Origin of the sequence: Pelagihabitans pacificus, from assembly GCF_009371985.2 — a bacterium.
Taxonomy (GTDB): domain Bacteria; phylum Bacteroidota; class Bacteroidia; order Flavobacteriales; family Flavobacteriaceae; genus Pelagihabitans; species Pelagihabitans pacificus.
The window spans coordinates 472,845-499,055 of the sequence record NZ_VIKU02000002.1 but is presented as its reverse complement, the minus strand read 5'-3'; the positions used below and the strand labels follow the sequence as shown (position 1 = coordinate 499,055).

Sequence of the window (26,211 nt, the reverse complement as noted above, 5' to 3'; positions counted from 1 at the left end):
GGAACAAAAAGAATCCGAGGTTACCGAATCGTTGCCTCATCTTAGGATTGTTTTTTATAACTCCATATCGCCAAGCTGTTGAATACAATGGCAAGGAGGAAGGTATAGAGGAATTCCATCTTGATATCCGCCAATCCGCTGCCTTTCATCAACACCTTTCTAGAAACCGATATAAAATGTGCCAGGGGATTGGGGAGGGTAAAATATTGAGCCCATTTTGGCATGCTATCAATGGGGGTAAACAGGCCGCACATCAGCACGAAAATCAAAATAAAGAAAAAAGCCACGAAAATTGCCTGTTGCTGGGTGTTGGCAAAATTCGAAATCAATAGTCCCAGTCCCAGAACAGCTACCAGGTTGACGATTCCGTAAATAAAAATGATCCCGATGTTGCCACGAATGGGAATATCGAAAATCAGCTTGCTGGCTATCAGGCCTACGGTTAAAAGAACAAGGCCAACACAAAGAAAGGGTACTAACTTTCCTAAGATGAACTGCCATTTCTTAATCGGGGTCACATTGATTTGTTCAATGGTCCCGATTTCGCGTTCCCGTACGATGTTCATGGCCGAAAGAATGATGGTGAGCAAAGCGGTCAACTCTGCAAGAATACCAGGGGCCATAAAATGGGTATACTCGATTTCCGGGTTGTACCAATTACGGGAAGCAATCTGAATTTGCGCATTTTTATTTACTATAGGTCGTTTTATGTCGCTCATCAACTCGGCGTTGAACCTACCAATGATGCTGTTGAGATATCCAACACCCACAGTAGCCTGCTGTCCGTTGATGGCATTTACCAAGATTTGAAGTTGGGGTCGTTCGCCCTTTAGAAAGGAACGTTCAAAATTTTGAGGGATTTCGAGAATGATATCGGCGTCGTTCTTTTGCATGGTTTCCATGGCATCCTCTTTGTTATAGGGCGCGCTAACCAGGGAAAACCGATCGTTGGCCATTACTTTCCGGGTCAAGAGTCGGGACTGTTCACTGTGGTCTTTGTCAACGATGACAATGTTTACATTCTTGACCTCATTCGAGGCCGCATTGCTCAAAACAATCAATTGCACAATGGGCAAAATGGTCATCATCGGTAATAGTGCCTTGTTGCGAAATATTTGTGTAAACTCTTTTTGGATTAAATAGGCGAGGATCTTCATCTTATTCCAATCGTATTTTAAAGTTTCGGTAAGACATGAACAGCAGAAAAACGGTCATGCCCACCAGTATCATAACCTCCCAGACCACTAGGTCGAAACCTACGCCTCTTAACATAACACCTTTTAAGATTTCGATGAAGTAGGTAGCCGGGATAATGGACCCTAAGACCTGCAACACTTTGGGCATACTCGCTAAGGGAAAAATAAACCCCGATAACAGCATCGACGGCATCATCAAACCCATAAGCGACCGTAACATGGCATCTTGTTGTGTCTTGGAAACTGTCGATATCAAGGTCCCCAAGGCGAGGGCGGCCACCACGTAAAGAAAACATACCGCCAATAAGAGTAGCAGATTACCTACAATTGGAACATCGAAAACGAAATACCCTAAAATAAGTACCAACAATGCATCGATGAACGAGAGAGCCGCGTATGGGGCCACTTTCCCCAAAATAATAAGCAATGGGGGTAGGGGAGATACCAATAGAATTTCCATGGTTCCCAATTCTTTTTCCCGGGCAATCGTCAGAGAGGTCATCATAGCCGAAATAATCAACAGGATCAATGCGATGGTACCAGGCACAAAATTGTGGGCACTTGCCAGTTGCGGGTTATAAAGCATGCGGGTCTGCACACCAATCTGATAGGGATTTTCCGATTGGTCTAACCGTTCTTTTTGAAAACTGGTGATCATGGTACTCGCATACTGCACCAAAGTATTCGCATTATTGGGATCTGATCCATCTGCCAGTAGTTGTACGCTTACCGATTTTCCGTTGGACAGGTCCGAGGCGAAATCTACGGGAATCACCACGGCCAATTTGGTGGTTCCTGCCTTGAAACCATCTTCCAATTGCTTGTCGGAGCGAATCATGTTATTTACTTGAAAATGCCCCGAGCTTTGCAGATGTTGAACCAATTCTTGACTCATGTGATCCCCAGCCTGATCGTAAATGTCGAGGTAGGCATCCCGAAATTCATTGGTGACCGCGTAGCCAAAAATCAATACCTGTGCGACCGGCATGCCGAACAGGATAAGTAGGGTACGTTTATCCCTGAGGATGTGGTAGAGTTCTTTTTGAACGAATGCCTTGAAGACCTTGAACATCGCTTAATCGTTTATAAAGTCGAGTTCGACGGACATTTTGGATTCGCCAAGATTGATCTCACACTTTTTGAACGAGGGTCGCCCCATCCCGGTCATATTGGAAGCCGCCACATGTTCCTTCGGCATTCCCATAAAATTGGTGTCGATGGCACCATTCTCGTTCTCGTCGTGAAATACACAGACGGCATACTCCCCGTACGGGATGTTCGTGAAGGTATGGCTCATTTTGGATACGACTTTTTTTATTTTGGCCCTGTATTTGGCCTTATCGGCCTCCCTGGGAAAGCCTTCTTCTTGATCAAAAAGCAAAAAAACCAGCTGACCTTTTCCCTTGTTTTTGACGACATCGATCCTGATTGTCAAATCCCCTGTTTCCTGGGCGAGACCTATGCCACCAAACAGAAGTGCTAGTACTACAAAAAAGTATCTTTTCATGGTAATTGTTTTTTAGAGTGTTTTTAAGGTTTACTATTCTTTTATTCCCCTGCTTTGATCGCTATGGGTCATCTAGCGAGTTTTAAAAAGACCTCGTCCATCGTCTCCGAATCATATTGATTTTTCAGATTGTCAGGGCTATCCAGCGCTTCCACTTTTCCCGCTACCATAATCGAAACCCTATCGCAGTATTCGGCCTCGTCCATATAGTGCGTGGTCACAAAAATGGTACGTCCCGCATCGGCCTGTTGGTAAATGGTTTCCCAAAATTGCCGTCGAACATGGGGGTCTACCCCGCCGGTCGGTTCGTCCAGGAATACGATTTCGGGATCATGAACCATGGAAACTGCGAACGCCAGACGCTGTTTCCAACCTAATGGAAGTGCGGCTACAGGCTTTTTGGCTACTTCGAACAATCCCAATTCCTCCATGATCTCGGTTGTCTTTTTGGTTATCTGCTTTTTGGATAGACCGTAGATGCCACCATAGAAACGAATATTTTCCTTGACGGTAAGATCATTGTAGAGACTGAATTTTTGCGACATATAACCAATCCCTTTTTTTATCTTTTCGGCTTCGGTACGAATGTCGAACCCTGCTACGTAACCGGTTCCTTCGGTAGGCTTGCTTAAGCCTATCAGCATGCGCATGGCCGTCGTCTTTCCTGCCCCGTTAGCACCCAAAAAACCAAATATTTCCCCTTTGGAGACGTTAAATGTAATCGCGTCTACGGCCGTAAAATCACCAAAGCGCTTAGTGAGCCCCTCCACTTTGATGGCGTATTCATTCATGTTTTCGTGATTTTGTCCGTTCCAAATAAAAAAATTGTGGCACTTCGAAATACATGCCGACCCAAAGGAATGTTTGTAGCAGTATCCCTGGAAGGGGTGGTTCTTTCATGATCCAATCTACAGCGATGATACCCCCGATGTAGGCAGCACAGCGTAAAAAACCGATTCGCCGTGTTTTGGGAATTAGGAAAGCGGTCACACAGAGGAGTTTAACCTTTCCCAAAGGAACGATTAAATGTTTCTTGCCCTGTGTTTCCATCTCTTTATCGATAAGGTCGAGATAGAGTAGTTCGGCCATCGCGGTCATACCGAGAAGTGCTATCGGAAGAATCCAGATAAAACGCCACTTACTCTTCTTGAGGCCTCTCATCGGGTAGCTGTTTTGAGTTCGTCCGTTTCACTCAGTTCCAGGAAAACATCCTCTACCGTGGCTTCGATTTTCTTTATCTCTATATTGGAAAAGCCCTTTCGGTCGAGGTCGTTTTTGATTTGCTCGGGATCCATGATATCCCTGGTGCTCAAGTGGAGGAAACCTCCAAAGGGAAGCACACTGCGTGTATAAATAGCTTCTCGAAGCCCTTTTAACAAGCGATAGGTATCCGCTGCTTTTACGGCATACAACGGATGCGTATAGGACGTTCGCAACCGTGCCGGGGAATCGGTCTGCAGTATTTTGCCATGTTGTATCAAGGCAATGCGGTCGCAAAGTTCCGCTTCGTCCATGTAAGGGGTGCTCACTAAAATAGCGATGCCCTTTTCTTTTAATCGTTGCAGCATTTCCCAGAATTCCTTTCTGCTTACGGCGTCCACTCCGGTGGTGGGTTCGTCCAAAAAAAGTACTTCCGGTTTGTGTATCAGGGCGCAACAAAGGGCTAGTTTCTGTTTCATTCCACCCGACAGCTTCCCGGCCAAACGAGTCTTAAATGGTTCGATCTGTACGTAGATGTCTTGGATCAATTCGTAATTCGCCTCAATGGTAGTCCCAAAAATCGTTGCGAAGAAGGTGAGGTTTTCCTGTACCGAAAGGTCTTGGTAGAGGGAAAATTTCCCAGGCATATAACCCACTTTTCTACGGATTTTCTTATACTCCTTAACTACTGGGTGGCCCGCAACGGAAGCCTCCCCTTCATCGGCCAGTAATAAAGTGGTCAAAATTCGAAACAAGGTGGATTTACCTGCCCCATCGGGACCGATGAGTCCGAACAACTCCCCATGTTCCACCGATAAGGATACATCCTGAAGGGCTCGTACTTCCCCGAAACTTTTGCTGATATGTGCGGCGGTGATTGCTGACATCGTGAGTTATTTAGAGGTATGTTTGAACTGGACTTCACCGGGCATCCCAATTTTGAGGCTACCGTCATTTTGGACTTCCACGTTGATGGCGTATACCAGATTTACCCTTTCTTCCTTGGTCTCGATCGTTTTCGGGGTAAATTCGGCTTCGCTGGCGATGTACATGACCCTTCCTTCCAATGTTCTATATCCGTTGGCAGCATCGTCGACCAATACGGTGACCGTATCACCGAGTTTCACATTTTGCAATAGGGAAGCACTGGTATAAGCCCTTAATTTTAAAGTGCTTAGATTGGCTATTTTATATAATGGGGCCCCTGTGTTGACAAACTCGGATTCCTCTACAATCTTGGTCAGCACCGTTCCGTCGATGGGATTGGTAATCCGATGGTCCTGAATCCGTTTTTCGATGATATCGATTTGCGCTTGAATCGGTTTCCGCTCGGAAAGAATTCCCCTATTGGCGACTCCAATTCGGCGCTTGGTGGAATTGATCTGTTGATCGATCACGTCGATTTCCCCATTGAAATCGTCCAATTGTTTTTTGGTGGCCGCCTTTTGTTCGTAAAGTACTTTTGTACGGTCCCGTTCGCGCACCGCATTCTGTTTTTGCTCCAATAAAATGGCGATATCGGGCGCCGCTTCCTGCAGTTTTAGGTCCATGGCTTCCAGCTTAGCCTGTAGCTGCAATTTTTCCAGGTGCAACTGGGTGGTATCTATGAGCCCCACCTGCGCCCCTGCCTTAAGTTGTTCTCCCTCTTCTATCCCAAAGGAGACCAGCCTTCCGATTCCTTCGGCACCGATGGTTACGGAAACCGCCTCGAAATTTCCATACGCATCCGATTTTTCATTATTCGAACAAGAGGTTGTCAATACAATGGAGAGACTCCAAAATAGTGTTTTATAGCCGTTTTTTTTCATGATCTATAGTTTTCCAAAAAGGGTTAGATATTCGATTTGTAATTTTTGTTTTTGAACCAGATGCAGTTCCAACTGTTGTCGGGCCGACAGTTCGGCATTCACCTGCATTACATAGTCATTTGAATTGATAACGCCTTCCTGTAACTGTACGGCAGTTTGCTTTAAGATCTCTGATTGCAGGGCAACGATTTGCCGGTCTTTTTCGATTTGGGCATTGAGGGCGTTGAGTTTTTGAAGCGATTCCCGTTCACTTTTTTGAATATCGAATTCAAATACCTCCTTATCGACCGCAATCTGTTGTTTTTGAAGGTCGATTTTCTTTTTCTCCTTCTTGGAAACGCCCCAATCCACGATGTTCCAGTTCAGCCTAACTCCTCCTAGGCCATAGGTGGAAGTTGAAATATCGGCAAAGTTCAAGGGGTTGGGATAGCCCACACCCCCTTGGGCAAAAAGCGATAGTTTGGGCAGGCGATCCGCATCGAATTTTCTCTTTTGGATTTCCAACAATTCGCGCTGATACTCAAAAAGTTTTTGTTCGGGCCGGGTAATGGCCAAAGCTGCTTGTTCTTGGAATATGGGTTCAGGCAGGGTCAATAAGGTGTTGTTGGTAACCACTGCTCCTAGGAGTTTGGAGAGTACCTCTAGAAAAGCATCGATATCGCCTTGCAGGCTGATTTCTTCCGATTCCAGTTCTATCTTGCGCACCTGAAGTTTGGCCAGTTCGCTTTCCAAGACGGTCCCGTTATCATATCCGGCCTGTAGCAGCGAGATGTTCGTCACGATATCTTCTTTTGAAATGGCCAAGAGGTCTTTTTGCTGTTGCAACAACAGGATATTCAGAAAGAGTGTATTTACTTGATCTTTGAGATTGCGAAGATTTACCTGAAGGGCCTGTTGGTTCACTTTTAACTGGGTGGTCTCGGCTTTTTTACTAGCACGGGTCAGTCCTCCATCGAAAAGATTGTAGTTAATGTCGAGATAACTTCGGTAGCTTTCCAGCGGTACACTTACGCTTATCGGACTATTGGGGTCTTCCGTTCCGATTTGTACGTTTTCACTTTGCACCTGTCCAAGACCGACCAAATCTACGGTGGGCAAACGTTTACGATTGAGTACCTGTAGGTTGATTTCAGCAATGTTTTCGAGCAAGGGCCCATCTTTTATCAAGGGGTAGTTGGTCCTGGCCAAACCGTAGGCCTCTTCCAGTCCGAGGGATGCATATTGTGCACGCATGTTGCCTATGTGACCAAAAAGGGCAAGCAACAGCAGTAGGTAAAAGGAAATACAAGGGTTGGTATTCGCAATTCGATTTGATTCCATATTCTTAAAATACTGTGGTTCTGAGCCGAAAATTAAAGTTGACTAATTGATTTAACCATACGGTTAACGCAAATGTAAAAAATTTATTTTAAAAATGACTTTTTTATGATTTCCATAACTAGCTGTTTCCGCTCCTCCATCATTTGCAAATACATAAATTCAGGAATCTTCATCACTCCCGTAAAGACGGGTTTGGCTATAAAGGGAAAGGCTATCAACGACATTACGGTAAGCATGATATGGTGTGGGCCCACGGGTTGTAGAATCCCTGCCTTCTGTTCCTTCATGATCTGTTTCATAAACTGTTCCACGGTATCGTTGGTTGCCATTTTCGCCATGAGACTTTCTTGGAAGTTCAAGCGGTTCTGGGCCAATTCATTGAGGACGAACATCGGTATATAGGGGTTTTGGATGATGGTATCTATATAATTGTTCACGAGACTCTCTATCTTTTCCATGACCGTACCTTTCCCTTGTAAAGCCGGGATAATCTGACCCGACATCGTTGCCACGGCCGATTCCAGGATACGGCTAAAGAGCGCCTCCTTGCTGCGATAGTAGTAGTGCAGCATGGCCTTGTTGATTTGTGCTTCGTCGGCAATTGCCTGCATTCGTGCTCCGGCATACCCCTTTTCGATAAAGACCTTTTTGGCCGCCTCGAGAATGAGTTGTTCGGTTTCTGTTTTTTCTTCTTGTTTCATAGGGTGTTAACAAAGATAATTAAAAGCATTCACGGATGTATAACTTCTTTATGTGATAAAACTTTTGATTACTATTTATGTAAAGTGTTGATAGTAAATAATATAAGGTCTCTTTTTTAAGAGATACAGAACATAGTGGATTTAAAATTAAATCAACCAAACGGTTTAACCAAAAAATTAGAGCTGATTTAGCCTTTATATATTAAAAAGTCCAGTTCGTAGAGAAAAAGAACGCGCTGGTATAACATAGTGGGGAATCGAACCTCCCTGCCCTTATTTTGCATCGGCTAACCCGTTTCATAGGTTAAATTGATACTATGCGTTTGTTCCACTATCCTCTTGTTTTCATCGCTATATTCTTTTTTTCCATGGGCCATGCACAGGGCAGGTTTACATTGAGTGGTACTATTACGGAAGCAGCAAGCAACGAAACCATGATCGGGATTACCGTGGCAATTCCGGAATTAGGTACTGGTGTGGTGACCAACGAATATGGGTTTTATTCCATTTCCCTTCCGCAGGGTACTTATGAGGTACAGGTAAGCTCTATTGGTTTTCAGAATATCGTGCGCACCATTACGTTGGATCAAGATCAGAGGATCAATTTTCAACTAGCGGAGGAAGCCGAACAATTGGACGAGGTGGTGGTGGTGGAGAATGTGGAGAGAACCAACATCAGAAAACCACAAATGAGCGTAAATGCACTAACCGCTGCCAGCATTAAAAAGATTCCGGTTGTTTTGGGGGAGGCGGATGTTATCAAGTCTATTTTACTGTTGCCTGGCGTTACCAGTGCGGGGGAAGGTGCTTCGGGTTTCAACGTACGTGGGGGCGCGGCGGACCAAAACCTGATATTGTTGGACGAGGCGATCGTATTCAACTCTTCCCATTTATTCGGTTTTTTCTCGGTATTTAATCCTGATGCCATCAAGGATATAAAATTGTACAAGGGGGGTATTCCGGCTAGATATGGGGGTCGGGTTTCCTCGGTACTTGATATCTACCAGAAAGAGGGGAATAGCAAGCAATTTAAAATGAACGGTGGTATCGGCGCGGTCGCCAGCCGTCTCTTGGCCGAAGGCCCCCTGGAAAAAGACCGGGGCGCCTATTTAATTGGGGGAAGGGCTTCGTATGCACATCTGTTCCTGGCCTTGGCCGATAACGACAATTTGGCCTATTTCTACGACCTGAATACCAAGCTGAACTACCAACTGAATGATAGGAATAACCTATACCTTTCCGGCTATTTTGGCAGGGATGTATTTGGAATCGCGGAAAGTTTTGAGAATACCTATGGCAACACGGTGGCCAATTTTCGATGGAATCATTTGTTCTCCGATAAATTGTTCTCCAACCTTTCCTTGATTTATTCGGACTATTACTACGGGCTTGAACTAGACCTATTAGGTTTCCAGTGGGATTCCGGTATCCGCAATTTCAATATCAAATATGACTTCAAACATTACCTAGCAAGCAACTTCCAACTGAGCTATGGAATCAACAATATTTACTACAAGTTCAATCCTGGGGAGATAAGACCCAACCGGGAAGACTCGGGCATTGTGCCCGATAAACTTACCGATAAGTATGCCAATGAGTTTGGGGCTTATTTAGAGGCGGAACAAAAAATCAGCGCTGAGCTTACCGTCCAGTATGGAGTACGTTGGAGCCATTTTGCACGATTGGGTCAGGATGAATTCAATAGATACGAAAATGATGCTCCAGTGTTGTTCAACCAAGATTTTCAGATCTATCAGGGGGCCAATCCCATTCGGGTCGACAATGTAAGTAGAAGCGAATCCTTGGCTACTTTTAACAATTTTGAACCAAGGGTAGGCCTTTCCTACCTTATCAACGAGAACAATTCCATTAAGGCCAGTTATAATCATATGGCGCAGTACCTTCATCTGTTGTCGAATACCAGTTCGCCCACCCCCTTGGATGTATGGACTCCGAGCGGACCATACGCAAAGCCACAACTGCTGGACCAATATGCCATCGGGTATTTCAAAAACTTTAAAAATGGGGATTACTCCTTGGAAACGGAAGCCTTCTATAAGGATGTTGATAACCGGATTGACTATATCGATGGGGCCGATCTTATTGCCAACAATGACATAGAGCAAGTGATACTCAACGGAGACGCTAGAGCCTACGGCTTGGAGTTATTACTAAGAAAGAATAATGGAAGGCTAAAGGGCTGGTTGGCCTACACCTTATCACGGTCTGAACAGCGTACCCCGGGGCGCACCCCCGAAGAGCCCGGTATCAATGGGGGAGAATGGTACCATACGCCCTTTGATAAAACCCACGACATTTCCCTGAATGGTTCCTACGAACTGAACGGGAAATGGAGTTTTAACGGTAACTTTCTGTTCCAAACCGGTCAACCGACCAACTATCCTATTGGGCAATATGAGCAGCGGGGTTTGGTAGTTCCCATTTACGGCCTCCGAAACCAGGAGCGCCTGCCCGCTTATCACCGATTGGATGTATCGGCAACTTTGACACCCCTGAAGAATACCGGACGTAACTGGCAAGCGGAATGGACCTTTGGAATTTACAATCTGTACAATCGGCGAAATGCGGCGGCTATCAATTTTAGGGAGAATGTGGATACGGGTAATAACGAGGCCGTTCGAACCTCTATCTTCGGTATTGTGCCCTCGGTTACCTATAACTTTAAATTTTAAGCCATGCGGAGATTTATTTTTTTGGTCGGGATAGCTCTTTTTTACCTCGGTTGTGAAGACGTCATCGAAGTGGAGGTACCCAGTTCGGAACCTCGTTTGAGTATTGATGCCAATTTTAATCTGTTTACCCAAGAAACCCCATTGCGCTTTGAAGGGGGCGTACGATTGACCCTTTCTTCCGACTTCTTTGAAGATGGGGTTCCCTTGGTTAACGACGCAACGGTAATTATCACCGATTTGGGAAGCGGCATCGAATACCCGCTACTTTACGATGGGACTACGGAATACTATCGTCCGGAAAACCCTGCTGTGTTGGGCAATTTTGATACGGAATATGAACTGACTATCATCTACGATAGCGAAACCTATAGGGGTGTCACTTCCTTTATTCCCGTAGCCCCGATCAACGAAGTACGGCAAGGCACCAATACCCTATTCGATGGGGATGAGACCGAGGTGATCGTTGAGTTCACCGACGATGGCAGTCGGGACGATTACTATCTTTACGACTTCGGTTTCGATATTTTCAGGCCTTTGGAGGATCGTTTTTTCCAGGGCGAGGATTTTGTGTTTTCCTCTTTTTACGATTCCGACGATGTACAGCCGGGCGATACCGTTACGATTAAAGCCTATGGGATCAGTGCGCAATACTATACCTATTTTGAACTGGTAATCGAACAGGCGGGGGAAGGCGGTGGTCCGTTTCAGTCAGTTCCTGCCACTACCAGAGGCAATATGATCAATACGACTAATTTTGACAACTATCCCCTGGGATATTTTTTGATTTCGGAGGCGGACGAGTTCGAGTTGGTCATTGAATAGGGACACCAGTAGCACTTTTCAGTCATATTGGTTATCGAACAGCCGCAACTGTTCATCTTTAGGTTTTTTAGATGCCAAGGGCATACCTTTGGTCCCATATTCGTCAGCCTTCGACTTCTCGTGGGCGACGACCTTATCAAAACTGGCATTGGGCATAAAACCGGCTTCCGCTCTTTGGGCAATTTTGGTCAGTTTTTCGATAGCCCTCAGTTTATCGCTATTTCCTATTCGTGATTTATCCACAGCTTCTTTCAGCGTGCAGATTGTCTTGTCGTAGATTTTGGTGGGTACCGCAAAGGGCTTGGCATTTTTTCCACCATGGGCAAAGGAAAAACGGGCGGGATCTGAAAATCTGGAGGGTGTACCATGAATGATTTCGCTGACGAGCGTTAGCGATTGTAACGTTCTGGGGCCAAGGCCTTTTAGCAACAACAGATCATCAAATTTTTGTGTCTCGCTTTCCTGTGCCAGCCATAAAACACTCCCCAATCGCTTTAAATCGATGTCTTTTGGCTTTACATCGCAATAGGTAGGTACGATTAAACGGGGAATCTCCTTCAGTAGCTTATCAGGATGCTCTGCCGCTATCTTCAAAATACCTCTTTGTGTCGCTCGGGCTTCCTTATGTACGAGATTTAGAATTTCCCCCTGGTTTTCGCCACAAACAGCGGCATGTGGCTCTTCGACGAACGATTTCAAGTTTTCGGAATGCCAGTGATAGCGTCGTGCCCTCCCGTTGGATTGATGCATCCCCTGTTGAACAACGGTCCATTTTCCAGTGTCGCTTACCACAAAATTATGCAGATACAGACTAAAGCCGTCTTGAAGGGCCGTATTGTCCACTTTGGCACTAAGCTTGCTTGCGCGGGCCAATGCCAGTCCGTTCAATCCCGTTCGGTCGCCCACGGTCAAAAGTTCGTTGGGAGTCTTGATAGATTCGGTTCCCTTTCCGCCACAGATATACAGTCCCAGCTCTTTGGAATGGGGATTGATCGTTTGTTTTAAGGCACGCATCACCGCGGTGGTCACCCCAGAAGAATTCCAGTCCATACCGATAACGGCCCCGAAACTTTGGAACCAAAAGGGGTCCGACAGGCGTTCCAAGAAATCATCGGTTCCTTTTTGGGCGATGATGGCCTTTACCACTGGTAGCGTCAGTTCCTTCATTCTACGAAAGAGCCACGGGGGAATACCTCCACCATATAATGCCAGATCTGCAGTGCCCGAACGTTTCATTCTTACCCTTTGCGATTATCGTGTGTTGTGAATTAATTTCCCTCAAACAACAAGGGGAAAAATTTTCCCCCCATTTTCCCGCCTTTGGGAATTGGTGGCACACCTTTCAGCAACTCCTCATTTGTATTGCTGACCGTGCCATCCGCAAATACGTTCAGTACAAAGGCCCTTCTGCGTAGTTCGGATTTGTTTTCATACGAGCCGTGCACCAACAATGGATGGTGAAAGGAGGCATGCCCTTTTTTCAATTCGATGGCCACCGGTTTAAATGCTGCTTTTTGTTCTTCGGTAAGGTATTCCATTAATCCGTTCATATCCCCTGCTAGGGAAGGGGCATCCAATAGACCCCATCGATGGCTGCCCGGAATATAATGTAGGCATCCATTCTCGACGGTGGCATCGTCAAGTCCGGTCCAACAGGTCAAATGTTGCATGGCCACGGTCCGTGTCCAGTAAGAATAGTCTTGATGCCAGGCTACGACCCCTCCATGTTTGGCCGGTTTGCAGAAAAGCTGGTCGTGCCAGAAACGAACCGGTTTGTCTTCCAACAACTGGTGGGCGGCCATCACAAAAGCGGGATTCCAAAGCACATCGTGAAAACCCTCGGTGATGCGCCAGTGTCCCAGGGAATGGAACAAGACCGAATCGGAGTCTTCCGATTCATTGCTATGGTATTCGTAAAACAGGTGATGTGCCGGATGTTTTGGGTCCATCACGGCTTCCAAGTCTTTCCGAAGTACTTCGATCTGTTCTTCATTGAGTAGTTTGATGCCCGAAACATAACCATACTCATGAAAATGGGCTACCTGTTCCTCGCTAAGCCGATATTGATTCCAATCCGCCGGGGTTTCGGGCCACTCGAATAAATCGGAACATAACCCATGATACGTTGCCAAGTCTTTTACCATCCTTTTTTCAAGTTTTATTTCAAAAGTGCAATGGATTTTGTCTTTTTGAAATTTTAACCAACTTCCGTTGTTGGGATTTGCTGTTCTATATTCTTAGAATATTCTATTCTGTCGGTGCCTAAGGGCATTGGCTGCTGCATTGCCTTTGAAATGTTGTTCTACCGGATCCCATTCAAGATCCTCTCCCAGTTGGTAGGCAATGTTGGCAATATTGCAAATACTCGCCGATCGATGGCCGGTTTCCACATCACACAAAGGGGAGGTGTTGTTCTTAATGGCATCCAACCAATCTTGGTAATGGTTGCCATTTGAGTTGTACAATCGGATATCGGAATCCTTTAGTTCCGCTGTGCGTATCGACTCCGGGCTTGTCTCAAAATAACTTCGGCTGATGTCCAAGGTACCTTCGGATCCTATAAAACGCACTCCCCAACCCCGACCGAAATCTTCATGTACCATCTCGATACCGTTATCGTAAAACATCCGCAGACCACGGACAGCGGAACGGTCTTGCGGGGGTAGGTATCGAATAGGTCCCGATCGATCCATGTCCAAGGCCCACTGGGCAATATCGAACATATGCGCGCCCCAATCACATAAAATACCGCCCCCGGTTTCCTTATATTTGCGCCAGTCGGGCCAAAAATCGACCTCGTTAGTCGAGGGTGCCAACCGGTGATTGTAGGCCAATAGCGGAGCGGGGCCACACCATTTGTTCCAGTCGACTTCTTTTGGAAGGGCTTCCGCCTTTAAATCATAATCGATAGCAGGGTCTCCCACATTCACCAATACTTTTGAAATTTCTCCCAAATAACCATTACGGACCAGCTCACAGGCTTTTCTGAAATTTTCGTTGGAACGTTGCATACTTCCGGTCTGTAATATCTTACCTGTACCTTCAACCGTATTCACCAGTTCGATGCCTTCTGCAATTCGATGGGTCAAGGGTTTTTCTAGGAAAACGTCCTTTCCCGCTTTTAGGGCATCGATGGCCATCAGGGCATGCCAATGGTCCGGCGTCGCAATCACCACTGCATCGACCTCGGAATTTTCCAATAATTCCTTATAGTCACCATAAAGCTGAAAACCATCGAATTTTTCCACCTTGCGCTGGTCAGCGGATAATTTGGATACATGTTTTTGGAACCAGTCCATTTTGGTGGTCCATACATCACTTCCGGCGATGATTTGTGCTTCGGTACTCGATACGAATCGTTTGGCGAGTCCGTTGCTCTGTCGTCCCAAGCCGATGAACCCGAGATGTATCTTGTCATTGGGTGCGGTAAACCCACGCCCCAAGACATGTCTGGGAATAATGGTAATTGCCCCGGCGGCAAGGGCCGTTTTTTGTAGAAATCTTCTACGATTAATAGATGTAGGAGGTCGTTGTTTCTTTTTTGATGAGGACATAGCGGCTGTTATTTGTATCCTACAAGTTACGGTTTTAATGATATCTTGTCAAGCTGCCCAGCGCTATCTCGCTGAAGGATGGTTTGTTGGTAAATATGCGAGAGATCCAACGGATCATTCAACTCTTTTTGCTTTTGCAACAGCGCTTCGAACAGTGCTTTAATGTCCGATTGGTGTTCGGGATCATGGGCAAGGTCGTTCATTTCCTGAGGGTCATTTTCCATATCGAATAGCAATACTTTGTCCAATTTGGGATATACTATGAGCTTAAAACCATCTTTCCGGACCATACGCTGTAAATTCATGTAAGCACCATAGATACCATCGTAATGGCTTTGTTGCCTCGATTGGTTTGCTAAATCGACGATACTGCTAAAAAAGACATACTCCGGTTTTTCAATTCCTGCCAATTCCAAACTGGTGGCCATCGCATCCTGAAGGTAGATATCGGCATTAATTTTTTGACCTTTTGGAATATCGGGACCACAAATAATAAAGGGTGCCCGAATGCTATGGTCGAATTGTGTTTGCTTTCCCATGAGACCGTGGTGCCCCATGGCGAGTCCATGGTCCGCCGTGAAGATAATGTAGGTATTGTCTTTGTTGCCTGAAGCTTCCAATTCATTGAGTATTTGTCCGATTTGGGCATCCAAATGGCTTATCAGGGCATAGTATTCCCTTGTATGGGTTTTGATGGCATATTCGGTGCGTGGGAAAGGGGCCAATGCCTCGTCCCTCAAATCCCTTCCGTTTCCAATACTGTCTTTGAAGGGATACTCAGGTAGGAAACTTTTGGGAACCGGGATTCCTTCCAATTGATATAGATCGAGATATTCCTGAGGAGCCTGTCGTGGGTCGTGCGGCGCATTGAATGCCAGGTACATAAAGAATGGACGATTACTTTTATCGGCGTTCTCGATAAAACTCAGGGCATCATCCTTTACCACTTCGCTCCAATGCGTACCTCCTTCCCAAAAGCCTCCAAATTTTGGGTCGGTAGGAGACCAGGTCGAATCGTTTTCGTTCAAGGGTCGATTGTAACCGACCGGAAGGGCGGTACCGTCATCTACTTGGAAGTTGGCCCCTTTCCCGGCATTGATCCACGCATCACCGGGCATTCCTGGACGTACATGCACCACGTGCTGAAAAACGCTGTCGGCAGGTGCATCTACATGCCATTTTCCAGTCATATAGGTTTCGTAACCAGCTTTCGCCATGAGTCGTCCCCAGGTCTTATCAAACGCCTCGCCTTGTTTCCATTGATCTTTTAGGTCATATGCATCCCATACACTTCTCCCCGAAATGATCATAGCCCTAGAGGCTACACAGACCGCCCCGTTCCAGGCCCCCATGTTGTAGGCATTTGTAAAGGTAGTGCCCTTGGCGACCAGGTGGTCGAGATTAGGGGTTTGTATTTCCTGGTTGCCCAACGCACGAATAGCGGAGTAGGTCATGTCGTCGGCAAAAATGAAAATGATATTCGGTTTCATAACTGCAGACTGTTTTTCGTCGCGACAAGAAAATAACATCACTAGAAAGGCGATTGCCAAGAACCGAATTTGGCCCATAGTAGCCTTTCTTTGTAAAGTTTCCGAGTGCCATATCATTTTTCTACAATTCGATGGTTTGAACACCTATGGATTTTTTTAGAAAAGGAAAGTACTAAATATTATGGAATGGAAACTGTCGTAAACAGTCGATTTTCCATACCTTTTTACTCTTTGATACGAGTTGGTTTTAGATAACCTTTTGACAAATAAGGTATTGTGTGATGTTATATAGTGTTGTACCTTACAAGTATATTGACGAACACTTGCTATCGCCTGGAATGCTCGGGCGCATGGTAAAGGAGTGTCATAATTCAAATCCATGTTATCTTCAAAACAAATTGAGACCTATCAAAAAGATGGTTTCTTAGTTTTAAGGAATCTATTCGATACCGAGGAAATAGATTTATTGAAAAAAACAGCCCAGACCGATCGGGAATTGGACAAACGCTCGTATGGGCGTGCCGATGGCGAAGGGGGCACCGTTCGATTATCGATTTGGAACCATCCCGGAAATAACATCTACGGAATGTTTTCCCGAAACGAGCGAATTGTCAAAGCTGCCGAAGACTTACTCGGTGGCGAGGTATACCACTATCATTCAAAAATGATCTTGAAAGATGCCAAAGTAGGTGGAGCATGGACTTGGCACCAAGACTATGGCTATTGGTACAACTTTGGACTGTTAGAACCGCTGCTAACAAGCGTTACCATTGCGGTGGATAGGGCAACTCGGGAGAATGGTTGTTTGCAGGTCCTAAAGGGGTCACATGCGATGGGAAGGGTAGACCATTCCCTTACGGGCGATCAAGCCGGGGCCGATATGGAACGTGTAAATGCGGCAATGGAACGATTTCCATTGGTATACTGTGAGATGGAACCGGGCGATGCGATGTTCTTTGATTGCAACATTTTGCACCGATCGGACCAGAATCGCTCCGATTTCTCTAGATGGTCTTTAATTTGCTGTTATAATTCGGCCAGGAACAATCCTTACAAAAAAGGGCAACACGCTAGTTATACCCCATTAAAGATAGTAAACAGGGAAGCAATCAAGAATTTCAAATTCGACGGGTCAAATCAAGATAATCCGGTTGATTGGGTATCACCCGATTCTGACAAAACCAAGGAACAATTAAAGACTAAAGAAAATAAGCTTGAAGGAGAATAGCGTTACACCGCTCGACTATCTGCCCCGGATGCCCGATAACAGATCGATCGGTATCGGATGTATCGGCGCGGGTTTTATTATGGCCGACTGCCATTTGGTGGCCTACAAAAAAGCCGATTTCAATCCTGTCGCCATCTATTCCCGCACGCCATCAAGAGCCCGGGAAGTGTCGGAAAGACATGACATTCCCAGCGTTCACGAAACGTTGGAAGACCTTTTGAACAATCCAAAAGTAGAGGTGTTGGATATTGCGGTACCACCCAATGCGCAAAAAGCCATCATTGAACAGGTAGTGAAACGGGGAACGACCATTAAGGGAATTTTAGCCCAAAAACCGATAGCGGATACGTATGAGGATGCGAAGACGATCGTGCGATTATGTCAAGATGCAGGTATTGTCCTGGCCGTCAACCAGAATATGCGATACGACCAATCGATTAGGGCGTGTAAATCTATTTTGGAAAAAGGGTATTTAGGCGGCCCGGTACTGGCCACCATCGACATGCGGGCCATACCCCATTGGTTGCCATGGCACGAAAGCCTTGGGTATTTGACCTTACGAAATATGAGTATACACCACTTGGATACCTTTCGCTATTGGTTCGGAGATCCAAAATCGGTCTATGCCAGTGTAAGGCCCGATCCCCGTACAAGTTTCCGTCATGACGATGGTATCTGTATGTACATCCTTGAATACGAAAACGGACTACGGGCATTTTCCTGTGACGATGTATGGACCGGCCCGGCAAGGGAAGGTGCGGCCGATGATATTTATATCAAATATCGAATAGAGGGTTTAGAGGGTATGGCAAAGGGAACAATCGGTTGGCCTAGCTACCCCGAACCTACCCCCAGTACACTCGAATTTACCAGTACAGGCATCGGAAAGGAATGGAAACAACCTAAATGGAACGAGGTTTGGTTCCCCGATGCGTTTGTTGGAACCATGGCACAGCTCCTTGTGGCCTTGGAAAATGGAACAGAGCCCGAAATTAGTGGGGTAGACAACTTGTTGACCATGGCCCTTGTAGATGCTTGTTACCGTTCGGCAAGGGAAAAGCGGGCGGTAGCCATAGAAGAGATTGTCAACTAAAAGAAGAACCAATATACAGCACTATGTTACAAGTAGGCATATTTACGGGATACTTTCCATATGGTTTGGAAGAGACCGCTAAACGAATCAGGGATTTGGGTTTCAATACGGTTCAATTAGACCTTACCTTCAAAGACATGGATCTTTCCACGGAAAACATTACCAAGGAAAAATGTATCAAGATAAGGGACACCTTTAGGCGCTACAACTTACCAATTTCCTGTATCTCCAGCTATACAAATCTTACCGATCCCATTCCTGGGCGCCGCAAAGCCAATTTGGATCGTCTTAAAAAAATTATTGAACATGCCCATGATTTGGGTTCACCCTACGTGCCAAGCGAAACTGGGACATTTCATCCGGACAGCGATTGGATTCACCATCCAAAAAACAAAACGGAGCAAGGGTACGAGGAATGTAGGGACATTATCAAAGAACTGGTGGATTTTTCCAGAGATCATGGGGTCACCTTTGTTGTAGAAACTTACGTAAATAATGTGATAGGGTCTATCGAGGAGAGCTTGCGCCTGTTCGCCGATATCGATGACCCACACTTGAAATTGGCAATGGATCCAACGAACTATTTTGAAGAACATAATATTGGGGATATCGATGGTACTTTGAACAGAATATTCGATGCGCTGAGCGACAAAATAGTTTTTGCACATGCAAAGGATGTCAAATTGGTTCAGGAAGACAAGGGTGTACAGCTTACCGAAGTAACTGCTACCGAGGGGCACTCTTTACGAGGGGTCGGTAAAATAGAGCTACCAGCTCCTGGGCTTGGAGACCTTAACTACAACCTATATCTTAGACGACTGGCGAAGGCACATCCCAATCTGCCCATTATTATTGAACACTTGGAAGAAGAGGACATACCCCGCGCAAAGAAATTCTTGGATCAAAAGTTGATGGAGGAGGGGGTTTAAGCCAAGTGTAACAAGACACGATTCCTGCAAAAGGGATTACCGTTATTTGTCTACGACCTTCGCAACTAAAAATGGAACCAGTCCGAATTCACCCTGGGAAACGTCGTGTACGAGGCTTGCTTACCGTTCACATGGGTGATTGCAATGGAGCTACCCGCTAGGGTATGCTCTGCCAATTTTGTCGGTAAAAAAAGTACCGTTGTAAGGGACAGGTGCCGATAGTATCGGAAATGAAAATTTCTTTTAGCATTCGAAATATGTTGGGTAGTCCGGCAAGAGCTTTTATCAACAGTGTGATTCTACCATTAGAATCATACAGCTCCAGGGTGCTCCCAGCCCTCGCGATAGGACCGTTGCAATAGTTGGGTAGCTTCGGGGTCGTTTCGAACAATTTTTTCCTCCGGATTATAGGAAAGAGGACGTTTCAAATCCATCGCCATATTGGCCAAGATGCAACTGGCTGTAGAAATATGTCCTTGTTCGATATGGGCAACGGGAAGGCTTCCTTGGTCGATGGCTTTTAGAAAATCGAGCATATGCAATCGCGTGGCAGGAGCGGCATGCAATTCAATGTCCTTTTCGGTGACGTCCTCGGGATATTTTTCCCGCTCGTAAATAACATTTTTATGTATTTTCTCCCCATCACCCTCTGGGATAAAGTCGTATTGCATAACGCTTCCCGAAAGGGTACCCTTATCGCCGTACAATTTGAACGCCCAGGGATATGCTGGATCGGCAGGCGTGCCCCAACTGCGATGGTTCCAGACACAATCGAGTTCATCAAACTCAAAAATAGCGGTCTGCGTATCGGTGATGTTTGCCTTTGCCTCTTTTTGAACGAAAATGCCGCCGGTAGAACTGACACGTTTGGGCCATCCGAGATCTAGTATCCATCGAACCGTATCCAACATGTGTACACACATGTCCCCTACAATACCGTTGCCATATTCCATAAAAGCGCGCCACCTTCGGTGTGGAATCCCATCGAACTCCCGTAAGGGTGCGGGACCTGTCCATTCATCATAATCAAAAAAATCCGGAACTTCCACAACCGGACGATTGCCCTTATCGCGCATATGATAGTAGCAGCACATTTCAACATGCGATACTTTGCCCAACAATCCTTTATCTACGATATTCTTTTTGGCTTCGATCAGGTGTGGGGTGCTTTTGCGTTGCGTGCCTACTTGCACGACCCGATCATATTTTTTTGCTGCAGCCACCAATGCTTCCCCTTCCAGCACATCGACACTAATGGGTTTCTGCAAGTATACGTGGGCTCCGGATTTCATGGCGGCGATGCCCTGAAGAGCGTGCCAATGGTCGGGGGTCCCTATCAGTACGATATCCAGATCCCTTTCGGCCAACATTTTGTTGTAGTCCGTATACAACCTAGGTACCTTACGGGATCGTTGTCTCTCGCCGACCAATTTTCCAGCTTTTTCAAGTTGGTGTCGATCGACATCACACAAGGATATGACCTCTACATTTGCAACTTGTATCAAACGGAACAAATCGCTCTTGCCATACCATCCTGTACCAATGAGTCCCACGCGTAAGGGTTTTTTTTGGTGCATCAAATCCATTCCGTAGGCACCAAAGCAAGAGAGTACCGTGGCAGCAGTGGTGCCCTTTAAAAAACGCCGTCTATTGATGTAGAAATTTTTGTTTTCCATTGGTCGGGTATTATCAGTATCCCCTAAAGATATTGAAAAAACCGAATTGCCCGGCGTATGGGTGAAATCATTATATTTAAAGGTAACTTTTGAAAATGTATCTATGAAATATCGACTGCTCTTGATATTGTCGTTGACCGCATGTAGCTTCCAATTCCTATTTGCTAAAATCGAACTACCCACTATCTTTTCCAGTAACATGGTTTTGCAACGGAATGCGGAGGTTACGCTTTGGGGTTGGGGAGCTCCGGGAGAGGAATTAACCATAATGACCGGTTGGGATGGAAAGGAGTACGACCTAAAAACCGCAACCGACGCAAAGTGGCATTTGATTGTGAACACCCCTGATGCGGGAGGCCCCTTTGAGATGGGTTTTACGGGGGCATCGAACGAGATTTCACTCAAGAATATCCTTATCGGGGAGGTTTGGCTTTGTTCAGGTCAGTCGAATATGGAATGGAGTGCCCATAGTGGTATTGACAACGCGGCAATCGAAATCAAAAATGCCGATCACCCAACGATTCGATTTTTTAGCGTAACCAAAAGAACCGCCGAACACCCACAGGATAACGTGTCTGGCTATTGGGATATTTGTACGCCGAGGAGCATGCCCGATTTTAGTGCGGTCGCCTATTTCTTTGCCAGACGGCTGCAAGATGAAATGAATATCCCCATCGGACTGATCGATGCCTCCTGGGGGGCTTCCTGTGCGGAAGTATGGACCCCGGGCAAGGTTTTTGAGACACATCCCGATTTAAGGGAATCCGCCAAAAAAATACGTCCGAATCAATGGGTGACCGTGGAGCCATCAACCCTCTACAACGGCATGATTGCACCTTTGACTTTCTTCAAAATAGCAGGAACGCTTTGGTATCAGGGGGAGTCAAATACCGCCAATGCGGGGAACTACCGCAATCTCTTTACCACTATGATCGGTTCTTGGCGACAGGCCTGGGGCTATGATTTTCCATTTTATTACGTTCAGATTGCTCCCTACAACTATGGAAACCCCGAGGAGGGAGTTCGAGTACGCGATGAGCAGCGTAGGGCGATGGAGCTCCCGAATACCGGAATGGTAGTAACGAGTGATATTTGTACTATTGATGATATCCATCCTCAAAACAAGCAAGATGTAGGGATACGGCTGGCCAATATTGCTTTAAAACAGCGCTATAATCGGATGGATACGGAGGTGTTCGGACCATTGTTCAGGGAAATGAAAACAAATGGATCAAAAGTCACTGTCTTTTTTGACCATGCGACCGGGCTGACAAGTAGAGGCAAGGAAATCACCCAATTCGAATTGGCCGGCAGTGATGGAAAATTCCACCCTGCAAAAGCAACCATTCAAGCAGATCGGGTCATCGTTTCTTCCGATCAGGTAGCCGACCCTAAACACGTGCGTTTTGCGTGGAGCAATACGGCCCTGGCCAAATTGTTCAATGGGGCCGGGCTACCAGCTTCAAGTTTTACGAGCGATTAAGATAATACGATGCCGAACACCGCGCTTGCCCCGTAAATTTGTATTTTCGCGCTATAAAAGAGTGCTATGCATCCCATACGTTTTCGAAGCAGGAAATTATTGGTTTTATCGTTTTTAGTTGTGCTGATGTCCTGTCAGGAGAAAGACGTCAAGCAAAAAGGGGAGAAACAAGGGGTCCGCCATCAATATACCAATGCCCTCGCCGAAGAGACCAGTCCCTATCTATTACAACATGCCCATAATCCCGTAGATTGGAGGCCTTGGAGCGAGGCCGCGTTGCAAGAGGCCGAGAAAGAGAACAAACTGGTGCTGGTGAGCATCGGTTATTCTTCCTGTCATTGGTGCCATGTGATGGAGGAGGAGACTTTTGAGGACGAGGAAGTGGCCAAAATCATGAACCAAAACTTTATCAATATCAAAGTAGATCGGGAAGAACGACCCGATATCGACCAAGTCTATATGACGGCATTACAACTGATGAACGGTACGGGTGGCTGGCCGCTGAATGTCATAACGCTACCCAACGGAAAGCCCCTTTATGGGGGCACCTACCATACCAAGGATCAATGGACACAGGTATTGACAAAAATCAATGAGCTCTATCACAATGACCCGGCCAAGGCAGCGGAATACTCCGATATGGTGGCCGAAGGAATCGCTCAGGCCAATTTGGTACAGCCGACATCGGGATTTGAAACGTTGACGACCGAAGTCTTGCGGAAAAGCGTAGCCAATTGGCGTTCCTTTTGGGATTTCGAACAAGGAGGGGACCGAGGTCCACAGAAGTTCATGCTTCCATCCAACCTCGATTTTTTATTGGACTACGCCATTTTGTCCGATGATGATGCAGCCAAGGCCCATGTAAAGAACACCTTGGATAAGATAGTCAATGGGGGTATTTACGATCACATAGGGGGAGGGCTGTACCGATATAGCACCGATGCCCAATGGAAGGTACCACATTTTGAAAAAATGCTCTATGACAATGCACAGGCAATTAGCCTGTTCTCTGAAGCGTACGCGGTTTTTAAGGAACCGGCCTACAAGGAATTGGTGTTGGAGACAATCGCTTTTTTGGAACGTGAGATGAAAGATAAGGACGGTGGCTATCAAGCGGCAATCGATGCCGATAGCGAAGGGGAGGAAGGGAAGTTCTACCTGTGGGACGATGCCGAGCTAAAATCGGTATTGGGAGCGACCTACGAACTTTTTGCCGCCTATTATACAATCAGGCCCGATACCGTTTGGGAAGATGGAAACTTTGTGCTTCATAGATCCACTAGTGATAAGGCCTTTGCAAGGGAGCACGATTTGAGCATCGAAGCGTTGGGAGAGGCCAAAAAAGAGTGGAAGAAAAAACTGTTGGAAGTTCGAAATAAAAGGGTGCGCCCCAATAGCGACGATAAAATAATCACCTCTTGGAATGCCCTCTTGATCAATGCGTTTGTCGATGCGTATAAAGCGTTTGGACAACCCGAACATCTGGAGAAAGCAAAGAACGTCTTTACGTTTTTAAAAAAGAATAATTACAAAGACGGTGCATTGGTGCATTCCTATAAAGAAGGAAGCAAAATGAGGGAAGGCTTTTTGGAGGATTATGCCTTCCTAATCGATGCGAGTCTGCAGTTATACACCGCGGTTTACGATAGGTCGTATTTGGACTTTGCCGAACTTTTGACCCAAGAGGTAATGGAAAAGTTCGGAGACCCGTCCGGAATGTTTCGATATAACAGCGATGATGATTTAATTGCCAAAATTATTAAGACCGACGACGGTGTCTTGCCGTCACCCAATGCCGTAATGGCGCACAACCTCTTTCGACTGGGACATATCCTGTACGATACAGATATGGTCGATGCTTCGAAAGGGATGTTAGCATCAATGACCGAGTCAATTACCGAAGGCGCTCCCAGTTATGCGCGATGGGCAAAACTACTCATGCATCACACCGCTCCTTTTTACGAAGTTGCCGTAGTAGGTCGGGATGCAGGTGAGTTGGTGGCTCAACTGAACAAGACCCATCTTCCGAACACCTTGGTGGTAGCTACTACCGTGGAAAGTGAGCTTCCGTTGTTTAAGGGACGGTATGCAGAAGAGGGCACCTACATTTTCGTCTGCCAGGATACGAGCTGTAAGCTTCCCGTTGATACTGCGGAAAAGGCGATTGGGCAGATACGGAATTTCTGATGGTCCCAACAAGGAAAGGAAAGTATGGATATAAAATGTAACTGGATAAAATAACAACACCCTCGACGGGGGATTCAAGGGCGTTGCCAAACTATTCAAATAAATCAACTAAAAAGATGTGCTTCTCAATAATATCCCTTATTCCTTTCGATTAAATCGATGACACTTTGAACCGAGCCATTGGAATATAGCTTATCCTGTGGTGTATTCTTGCAGTAATCCAAGAGTACCGGGATGCTGGATGTAGCTACATGCATACGGGTATCGGAGGAGGCATAGTAGATAAATACCTTCCCGTTATCGTCGGCGATCCATCCGTTGCTGAAAAGCACATTTCCTACATCACCGATCATTTCTTCATCGGTCGGGGCCATAAAATAACCTCCAGGTTGGTGTATTACCTTCGTTATATCATCCAAAGCGGTCATAAACATATACAATACGTAGCGATAGCCCGCTGCGGTATTGCGAACCCCATGGGCCAAATGTAACCATCCTTCGGGAGTTCGTATAGGAGAGGGGCCTTGTCCATTTTTAAGTTCATACACGGTATGGTAGGTCTTTGGATTTAGGATAACCTCGTTTTTCACTTCGGGATGGGCCATGTCATCTACAAATCCCAATCCGATACCCCCGCCCGAACCGGTCTCGATAAAACCATCCTGAGGGCGTGTGTATAGGGCATATTTCCCATCGACAAATTCGGGGTGTATGGTCACATTTCGCTGTTGCTTCGATGCCGAAATAAGATCCGGAAGTCGTTCCCATTGTTTCATATCCTTGGAGCGGATGATGCCGGCATTCGCGATGGCGGCCGACGTATCATCTTTTGGTGAATTTGGGTCTTTTCTTTCCGTACAGAAGATGCCATAGACATAGCCATCTTCATGCAGGGTCAGGCGCATATCATAGGCGTTGACATCGGGCTCACTGGTCTGGGGCACCAAAAGAGGAGTGTCCCAAAACTTGAAATTATCGATACCGTTATCGCTTTCCGCGAAGGCGAAATACGATTTCCTGTCCCAACCTTCGGTTCGAACGGCCAGTACATACTTGCCATTCCATTTAATGGCACCTGCATTAAAGGCCGCATTCACTCCGATACGTTCCAACCCATAGGGATTGGTTTCCGGATTCAGGTCGTACCGCCAATGAATAGGAATATGCGCCGCCGTAATAATCGGGTAGGTATAGCGTTGGTAGATACCGTTTGTAAAATCGGTAGGGGGGTTATGGCGTTCCAAGAGCCTGTTGTGTTCAGCGACGATTTTGTCGTAATTCTTGATTTTTTCAGTAGTCATAATGCTTGGTCGAGTTTGGCACA

The 26,211-nt window shown here is 46.1% G+C and carries 22 protein-coding genes; 7 read left to right on the top strand and 15 right to left on the bottom strand.

Annotation, left to right across the window (positions count from 1 at the left end; genetic code table 11):
- Positions 1-41: 41 nt before the first annotated feature.
- The 9 genes from FK220_RS09510 to FK220_RS09470 form a co-directional block, all read right to left on the bottom strand.
- Positions 42-1,157, bottom strand: coding sequence for an ABC transporter permease (locus FK220_RS09510; RefSeq protein WP_152574075.1), 1,116 nt, complete (start codon positions 1,155-1,157; stop codon positions 42-44).
- 1 nt (position 1,158) lies between these two features.
- Complete coding sequence (locus FK220_RS09505; RefSeq protein ID WP_152574074.1) at positions 1,159-2,268, bottom strand: ABC transporter permease; 1,110 nt, start codon at positions 2,266-2,268, stop codon at positions 1,159-1,161.
- Between the two features lie 3 nt (positions 2,269-2,271).
- Positions 2,272-2,703 carry a DUF2141 domain-containing protein gene (locus FK220_RS09500; RefSeq protein WP_152574073.1) on the bottom strand — a complete coding sequence of 144 codons (432 nt, stop codon included), beginning with the start codon at positions 2,701-2,703 and terminating at the stop codon, positions 2,272-2,274.
- A 68-nt stretch (positions 2,704-2,771) separates the two neighbouring features.
- On the bottom strand, positions 2,772-3,494 hold the full coding sequence (locus FK220_RS09495) for an ABC transporter ATP-binding protein (protein ID WP_152574072.1): 723 nt from the start codon (positions 3,492-3,494) through the stop codon (positions 2,772-2,774).
- Positions 3,487-3,864 (bottom strand): hypothetical protein, encoded by a 378-nt coding sequence (locus tag FK220_RS09490; RefSeq protein WP_152574071.1) that lies wholly within the window; start codon positions 3,862-3,864, stop codon positions 3,487-3,489. Before FK220_RS09490 ends, FK220_RS09495 begins: the two co-directional genes overlap by 8 nt.
- Entirely contained in the window at positions 3,861-4,790 is a 930-nt protein-coding gene (locus tag FK220_RS09485; RefSeq protein ID WP_152574070.1) for an ABC transporter ATP-binding protein, read from the bottom strand. Before FK220_RS09485 ends, FK220_RS09490 begins: the two co-directional genes overlap by 4 nt.
- 6 nt (positions 4,791-4,796) lie before the next feature.
- Positions 4,797-5,711, bottom strand: a complete 915-nt coding sequence (locus tag FK220_RS09480) for an HlyD family secretion protein (protein ID WP_152574069.1) — start codon at positions 5,709-5,711, stop codon at positions 4,797-4,799.
- A 3-nt stretch (positions 5,712-5,714) separates the two neighbouring features.
- A complete protein-coding gene (locus tag FK220_RS09475; protein ID WP_152574068.1) occupies positions 5,715-7,031 on the bottom strand; it encodes a TolC family protein in 1,317 nt (438 codons plus the stop codon).
- An 83-nt stretch (positions 7,032-7,114) separates the two neighbouring features.
- Positions 7,115-7,732 carry a TetR/AcrR family transcriptional regulator gene (locus FK220_RS09470; RefSeq protein WP_152574067.1) on the bottom strand — a complete coding sequence of 206 codons (618 nt, stop codon included), beginning with the start codon at positions 7,730-7,732 and terminating at the stop codon, positions 7,115-7,117.
- Positions 7,733-8,049: 317 nt separating this feature from the next.
- Here FK220_RS09470 and FK220_RS09465 point away from each other — a divergent pair, with 317 nt between their 5' ends.
- Together FK220_RS09465 and FK220_RS09460 are read left to right on the top strand one after the other, a co-directional pair.
- On the top strand, positions 8,050-10,425 hold the full coding sequence (locus tag FK220_RS09465) for a TonB-dependent receptor (RefSeq protein ID WP_152574066.1): 2,376 nt from the start codon (positions 8,050-8,052) through the stop codon (positions 10,423-10,425).
- A 3-nt stretch (positions 10,426-10,428) separates the two neighbouring features.
- Complete coding sequence (locus FK220_RS09460) at positions 10,429-11,247, top strand: DUF4249 family protein (RefSeq protein WP_152574065.1); 819 nt, start codon at positions 10,429-10,431, stop codon at positions 11,245-11,247.
- Between the two features lie 18 nt (positions 11,248-11,265).
- Here the strand turns inward: FK220_RS09460 and FK220_RS09455 are convergent, their stop codons facing one another.
- From FK220_RS09455 to FK220_RS09440, 4 genes are all read right to left on the bottom strand, one after another.
- Positions 11,266-12,483 carry a DUF763 domain-containing protein gene (locus FK220_RS09455; protein ID WP_152574064.1) on the bottom strand — a complete coding sequence of 406 codons (1,218 nt, stop codon included), beginning with the start codon at positions 12,481-12,483 and terminating at the stop codon, positions 11,266-11,268.
- 32 nt (positions 12,484-12,515) lie between these two features.
- Positions 12,516-13,391, bottom strand: coding sequence for a phytanoyl-CoA dioxygenase family protein (locus FK220_RS09450; RefSeq protein ID WP_152574063.1), 876 nt, complete (start codon positions 13,389-13,391; stop codon positions 12,516-12,518).
- Between the two features lie 93 nt (positions 13,392-13,484).
- Positions 13,485-14,801 (bottom strand): Gfo/Idh/MocA family protein, encoded by a 1,317-nt coding sequence (locus FK220_RS09445; RefSeq protein ID WP_152574062.1) that lies wholly within the window; start codon positions 14,799-14,801, stop codon positions 13,485-13,487.
- Between the two features lie 26 nt (positions 14,802-14,827).
- Positions 14,828-16,291: a sulfatase-like hydrolase/transferase gene (locus tag FK220_RS09440; protein ID WP_238718964.1), complete on the bottom strand. Its 1,464-nt coding sequence runs from the start codon at positions 16,289-16,291 to the stop codon at positions 14,828-14,830.
- Positions 16,292-16,670: 379 nt separating this feature from the next.
- Between FK220_RS09440 and FK220_RS09435 the strand changes: the two genes are divergently transcribed.
- The 3 genes from FK220_RS09435 to FK220_RS09425 are packed head-to-tail and all read left to right on the top strand — an operon-like array spanning position 16,671 to position 19,541.
- Positions 16,671-17,519 (top strand): phytanoyl-CoA dioxygenase family protein, encoded by an 849-nt coding sequence (locus FK220_RS09435; protein ID WP_152574060.1) that lies wholly within the window; start codon positions 16,671-16,673, stop codon positions 17,517-17,519.
- On the top strand, positions 17,506-18,612 hold the full coding sequence (locus FK220_RS09430) for a Gfo/Idh/MocA family protein (protein WP_238718963.1): 1,107 nt from the start codon (positions 17,506-17,508) through the stop codon (positions 18,610-18,612). Before FK220_RS09435 ends, FK220_RS09430 begins: the two co-directional genes overlap by 14 nt.
- A gap of 23 nt (positions 18,613-18,635) precedes the next feature.
- Entirely contained in the window at positions 18,636-19,541 is a 906-nt protein-coding gene (locus tag FK220_RS09425) for a sugar phosphate isomerase/epimerase family protein (protein ID WP_152574059.1), read from the top strand.
- Between the two features lie 311 nt (positions 19,542-19,852).
- Here FK220_RS09425 and FK220_RS09420 read toward each other — a convergent pair whose 3' ends face one another.
- The gene (locus tag FK220_RS09420) at positions 19,853-21,217 is read right to left on the bottom strand and encodes a Gfo/Idh/MocA family protein (RefSeq protein WP_152574058.1); all 1,365 of its coding nucleotides are present in this window, start codon (positions 21,215-21,217) and stop codon (positions 19,853-19,855) included.
- Between the two features lie 103 nt (positions 21,218-21,320).
- Between FK220_RS09420 and FK220_RS09415 the strand changes: the two genes are divergently transcribed.
- On the top strand, positions 21,321-22,700 hold the full coding sequence (locus FK220_RS09415; RefSeq protein WP_152574057.1) for a sialate O-acetylesterase: 1,380 nt from the start codon (positions 21,321-21,323) through the stop codon (positions 22,698-22,700).
- 66 nt (positions 22,701-22,766) lie between these two features.
- Complete coding sequence (locus tag FK220_RS09410) at positions 22,767-24,887, top strand: thioredoxin domain-containing protein (protein ID WP_152574056.1); 2,121 nt, start codon at positions 22,767-22,769, stop codon at positions 24,885-24,887.
- A 125-nt stretch (positions 24,888-25,012) separates the two neighbouring features.
- On the opposite strand, the gene FK220_RS09405 is transcribed toward FK220_RS09410, so the two are convergent.
- The gene (locus tag FK220_RS09405) at positions 25,013-26,188 is read right to left on the bottom strand and encodes a glycoside hydrolase family 130 protein (RefSeq protein WP_152574055.1); all 1,176 of its coding nucleotides are present in this window, start codon (positions 26,186-26,188) and stop codon (positions 25,013-25,015) included.
- Positions 26,189-26,211 lie beyond the last annotated feature (23 nt).

Bases quoted from the DNA above. Each gene is read 5' to 3' on its own strand.
- FK220_RS09510 (WP_152574075.1), bottom strand. From the start codon at position 1,157: ATGAAGATCCTCGCCTATTTAATCCAAAAAGAGTTTACACAAATATTT.
- FK220_RS09505 (WP_152574074.1), bottom strand. From the start codon at position 2,268: ATGTTCAAGGTCTTCAAGGCATTCGTTCAAAAAGAACTCTACCACATC.
- FK220_RS09500 (WP_152574073.1), bottom strand. From the start codon at position 2,703: ATGAAAAGATACTTTTTTGTAGTACTAGCACTTCTGTTTGGTGGCATA.
- FK220_RS09495 (WP_152574072.1), bottom strand. From the start codon at position 3,494: ATGAATGAATACGCCATCAAAGTGGAGGGGCTCACTAAGCGCTTTGGT.
- FK220_RS09490 (WP_152574071.1), bottom strand. From the start codon at position 3,864: ATGAGAGGCCTCAAGAAGAGTAAGTGGCGTTTTATCTGGATTCTTCCG.
- FK220_RS09485 (WP_152574070.1), bottom strand. From the start codon at position 4,790: ATGTCAGCAATCACCGCCGCACATATCAGCAAAAGTTTCGGGGAAGTA.
- FK220_RS09480 (WP_152574069.1), bottom strand. From the start codon at position 5,711: ATGAAAAAAAACGGCTATAAAACACTATTTTGGAGTCTCTCCATTGTA.
- FK220_RS09475 (WP_152574068.1), bottom strand. From the start codon at position 7,031: ATGGAATCAAATCGAATTGCGAATACCAACCCTTGTATTTCCTTTTAC.
- FK220_RS09470 (WP_152574067.1), bottom strand. From the start codon at position 7,732: ATGAAACAAGAAGAAAAAACAGAAACCGAACAACTCATTCTCGAGGCG.
- FK220_RS09465 (WP_152574066.1), top strand. From the start codon at position 8,050: ATGCGTTTGTTCCACTATCCTCTTGTTTTCATCGCTATATTCTTTTTT.
- FK220_RS09460 (WP_152574065.1), top strand. From the start codon at position 10,429: ATGCGGAGATTTATTTTTTTGGTCGGGATAGCTCTTTTTTACCTCGGT.
- FK220_RS09455 (WP_152574064.1), bottom strand. From the start codon at position 12,483: ATGAAACGTTCGGGCACTGCAGATCTGGCATTATATGGTGGAGGTATT.
- FK220_RS09450 (WP_152574063.1), bottom strand. From the start codon at position 13,391: ATGGTAAAAGACTTGGCAACGTATCATGGGTTATGTTCCGATTTATTC.
- FK220_RS09445 (WP_152574062.1), bottom strand. From the start codon at position 14,801: ATGTCCTCATCAAAAAAGAAACAACGACCTCCTACATCTATTAATCGT.
- FK220_RS09440 (WP_238718964.1), bottom strand. From the start codon at position 16,291: ATGAAACCGAATATCATTTTCATTTTTGCCGACGACATGACCTACTCC.
- FK220_RS09435 (WP_152574060.1), top strand. From the start codon at position 16,671: ATGTTATCTTCAAAACAAATTGAGACCTATCAAAAAGATGGTTTCTTA.
- FK220_RS09425 (WP_152574059.1), top strand. From the start codon at position 18,636: ATGTTACAAGTAGGCATATTTACGGGATACTTTCCATATGGTTTGGAA.
- FK220_RS09420 (WP_152574058.1), bottom strand. From the start codon at position 21,217: ATGGAAAACAAAAATTTCTACATCAATAGACGGCGTTTTTTAAAGGGC.
- FK220_RS09415 (WP_152574057.1), top strand. From the start codon at position 21,321: ATGAAATATCGACTGCTCTTGATATTGTCGTTGACCGCATGTAGCTTC.
- FK220_RS09410 (WP_152574056.1), top strand. From the start codon at position 22,767: ATGCATCCCATACGTTTTCGAAGCAGGAAATTATTGGTTTTATCGTTT.
- FK220_RS09405 (WP_152574055.1), bottom strand. From the start codon at position 26,188: ATGACTACTGAAAAAATCAAGAATTACGACAAAATCGTCGCTGAACAC.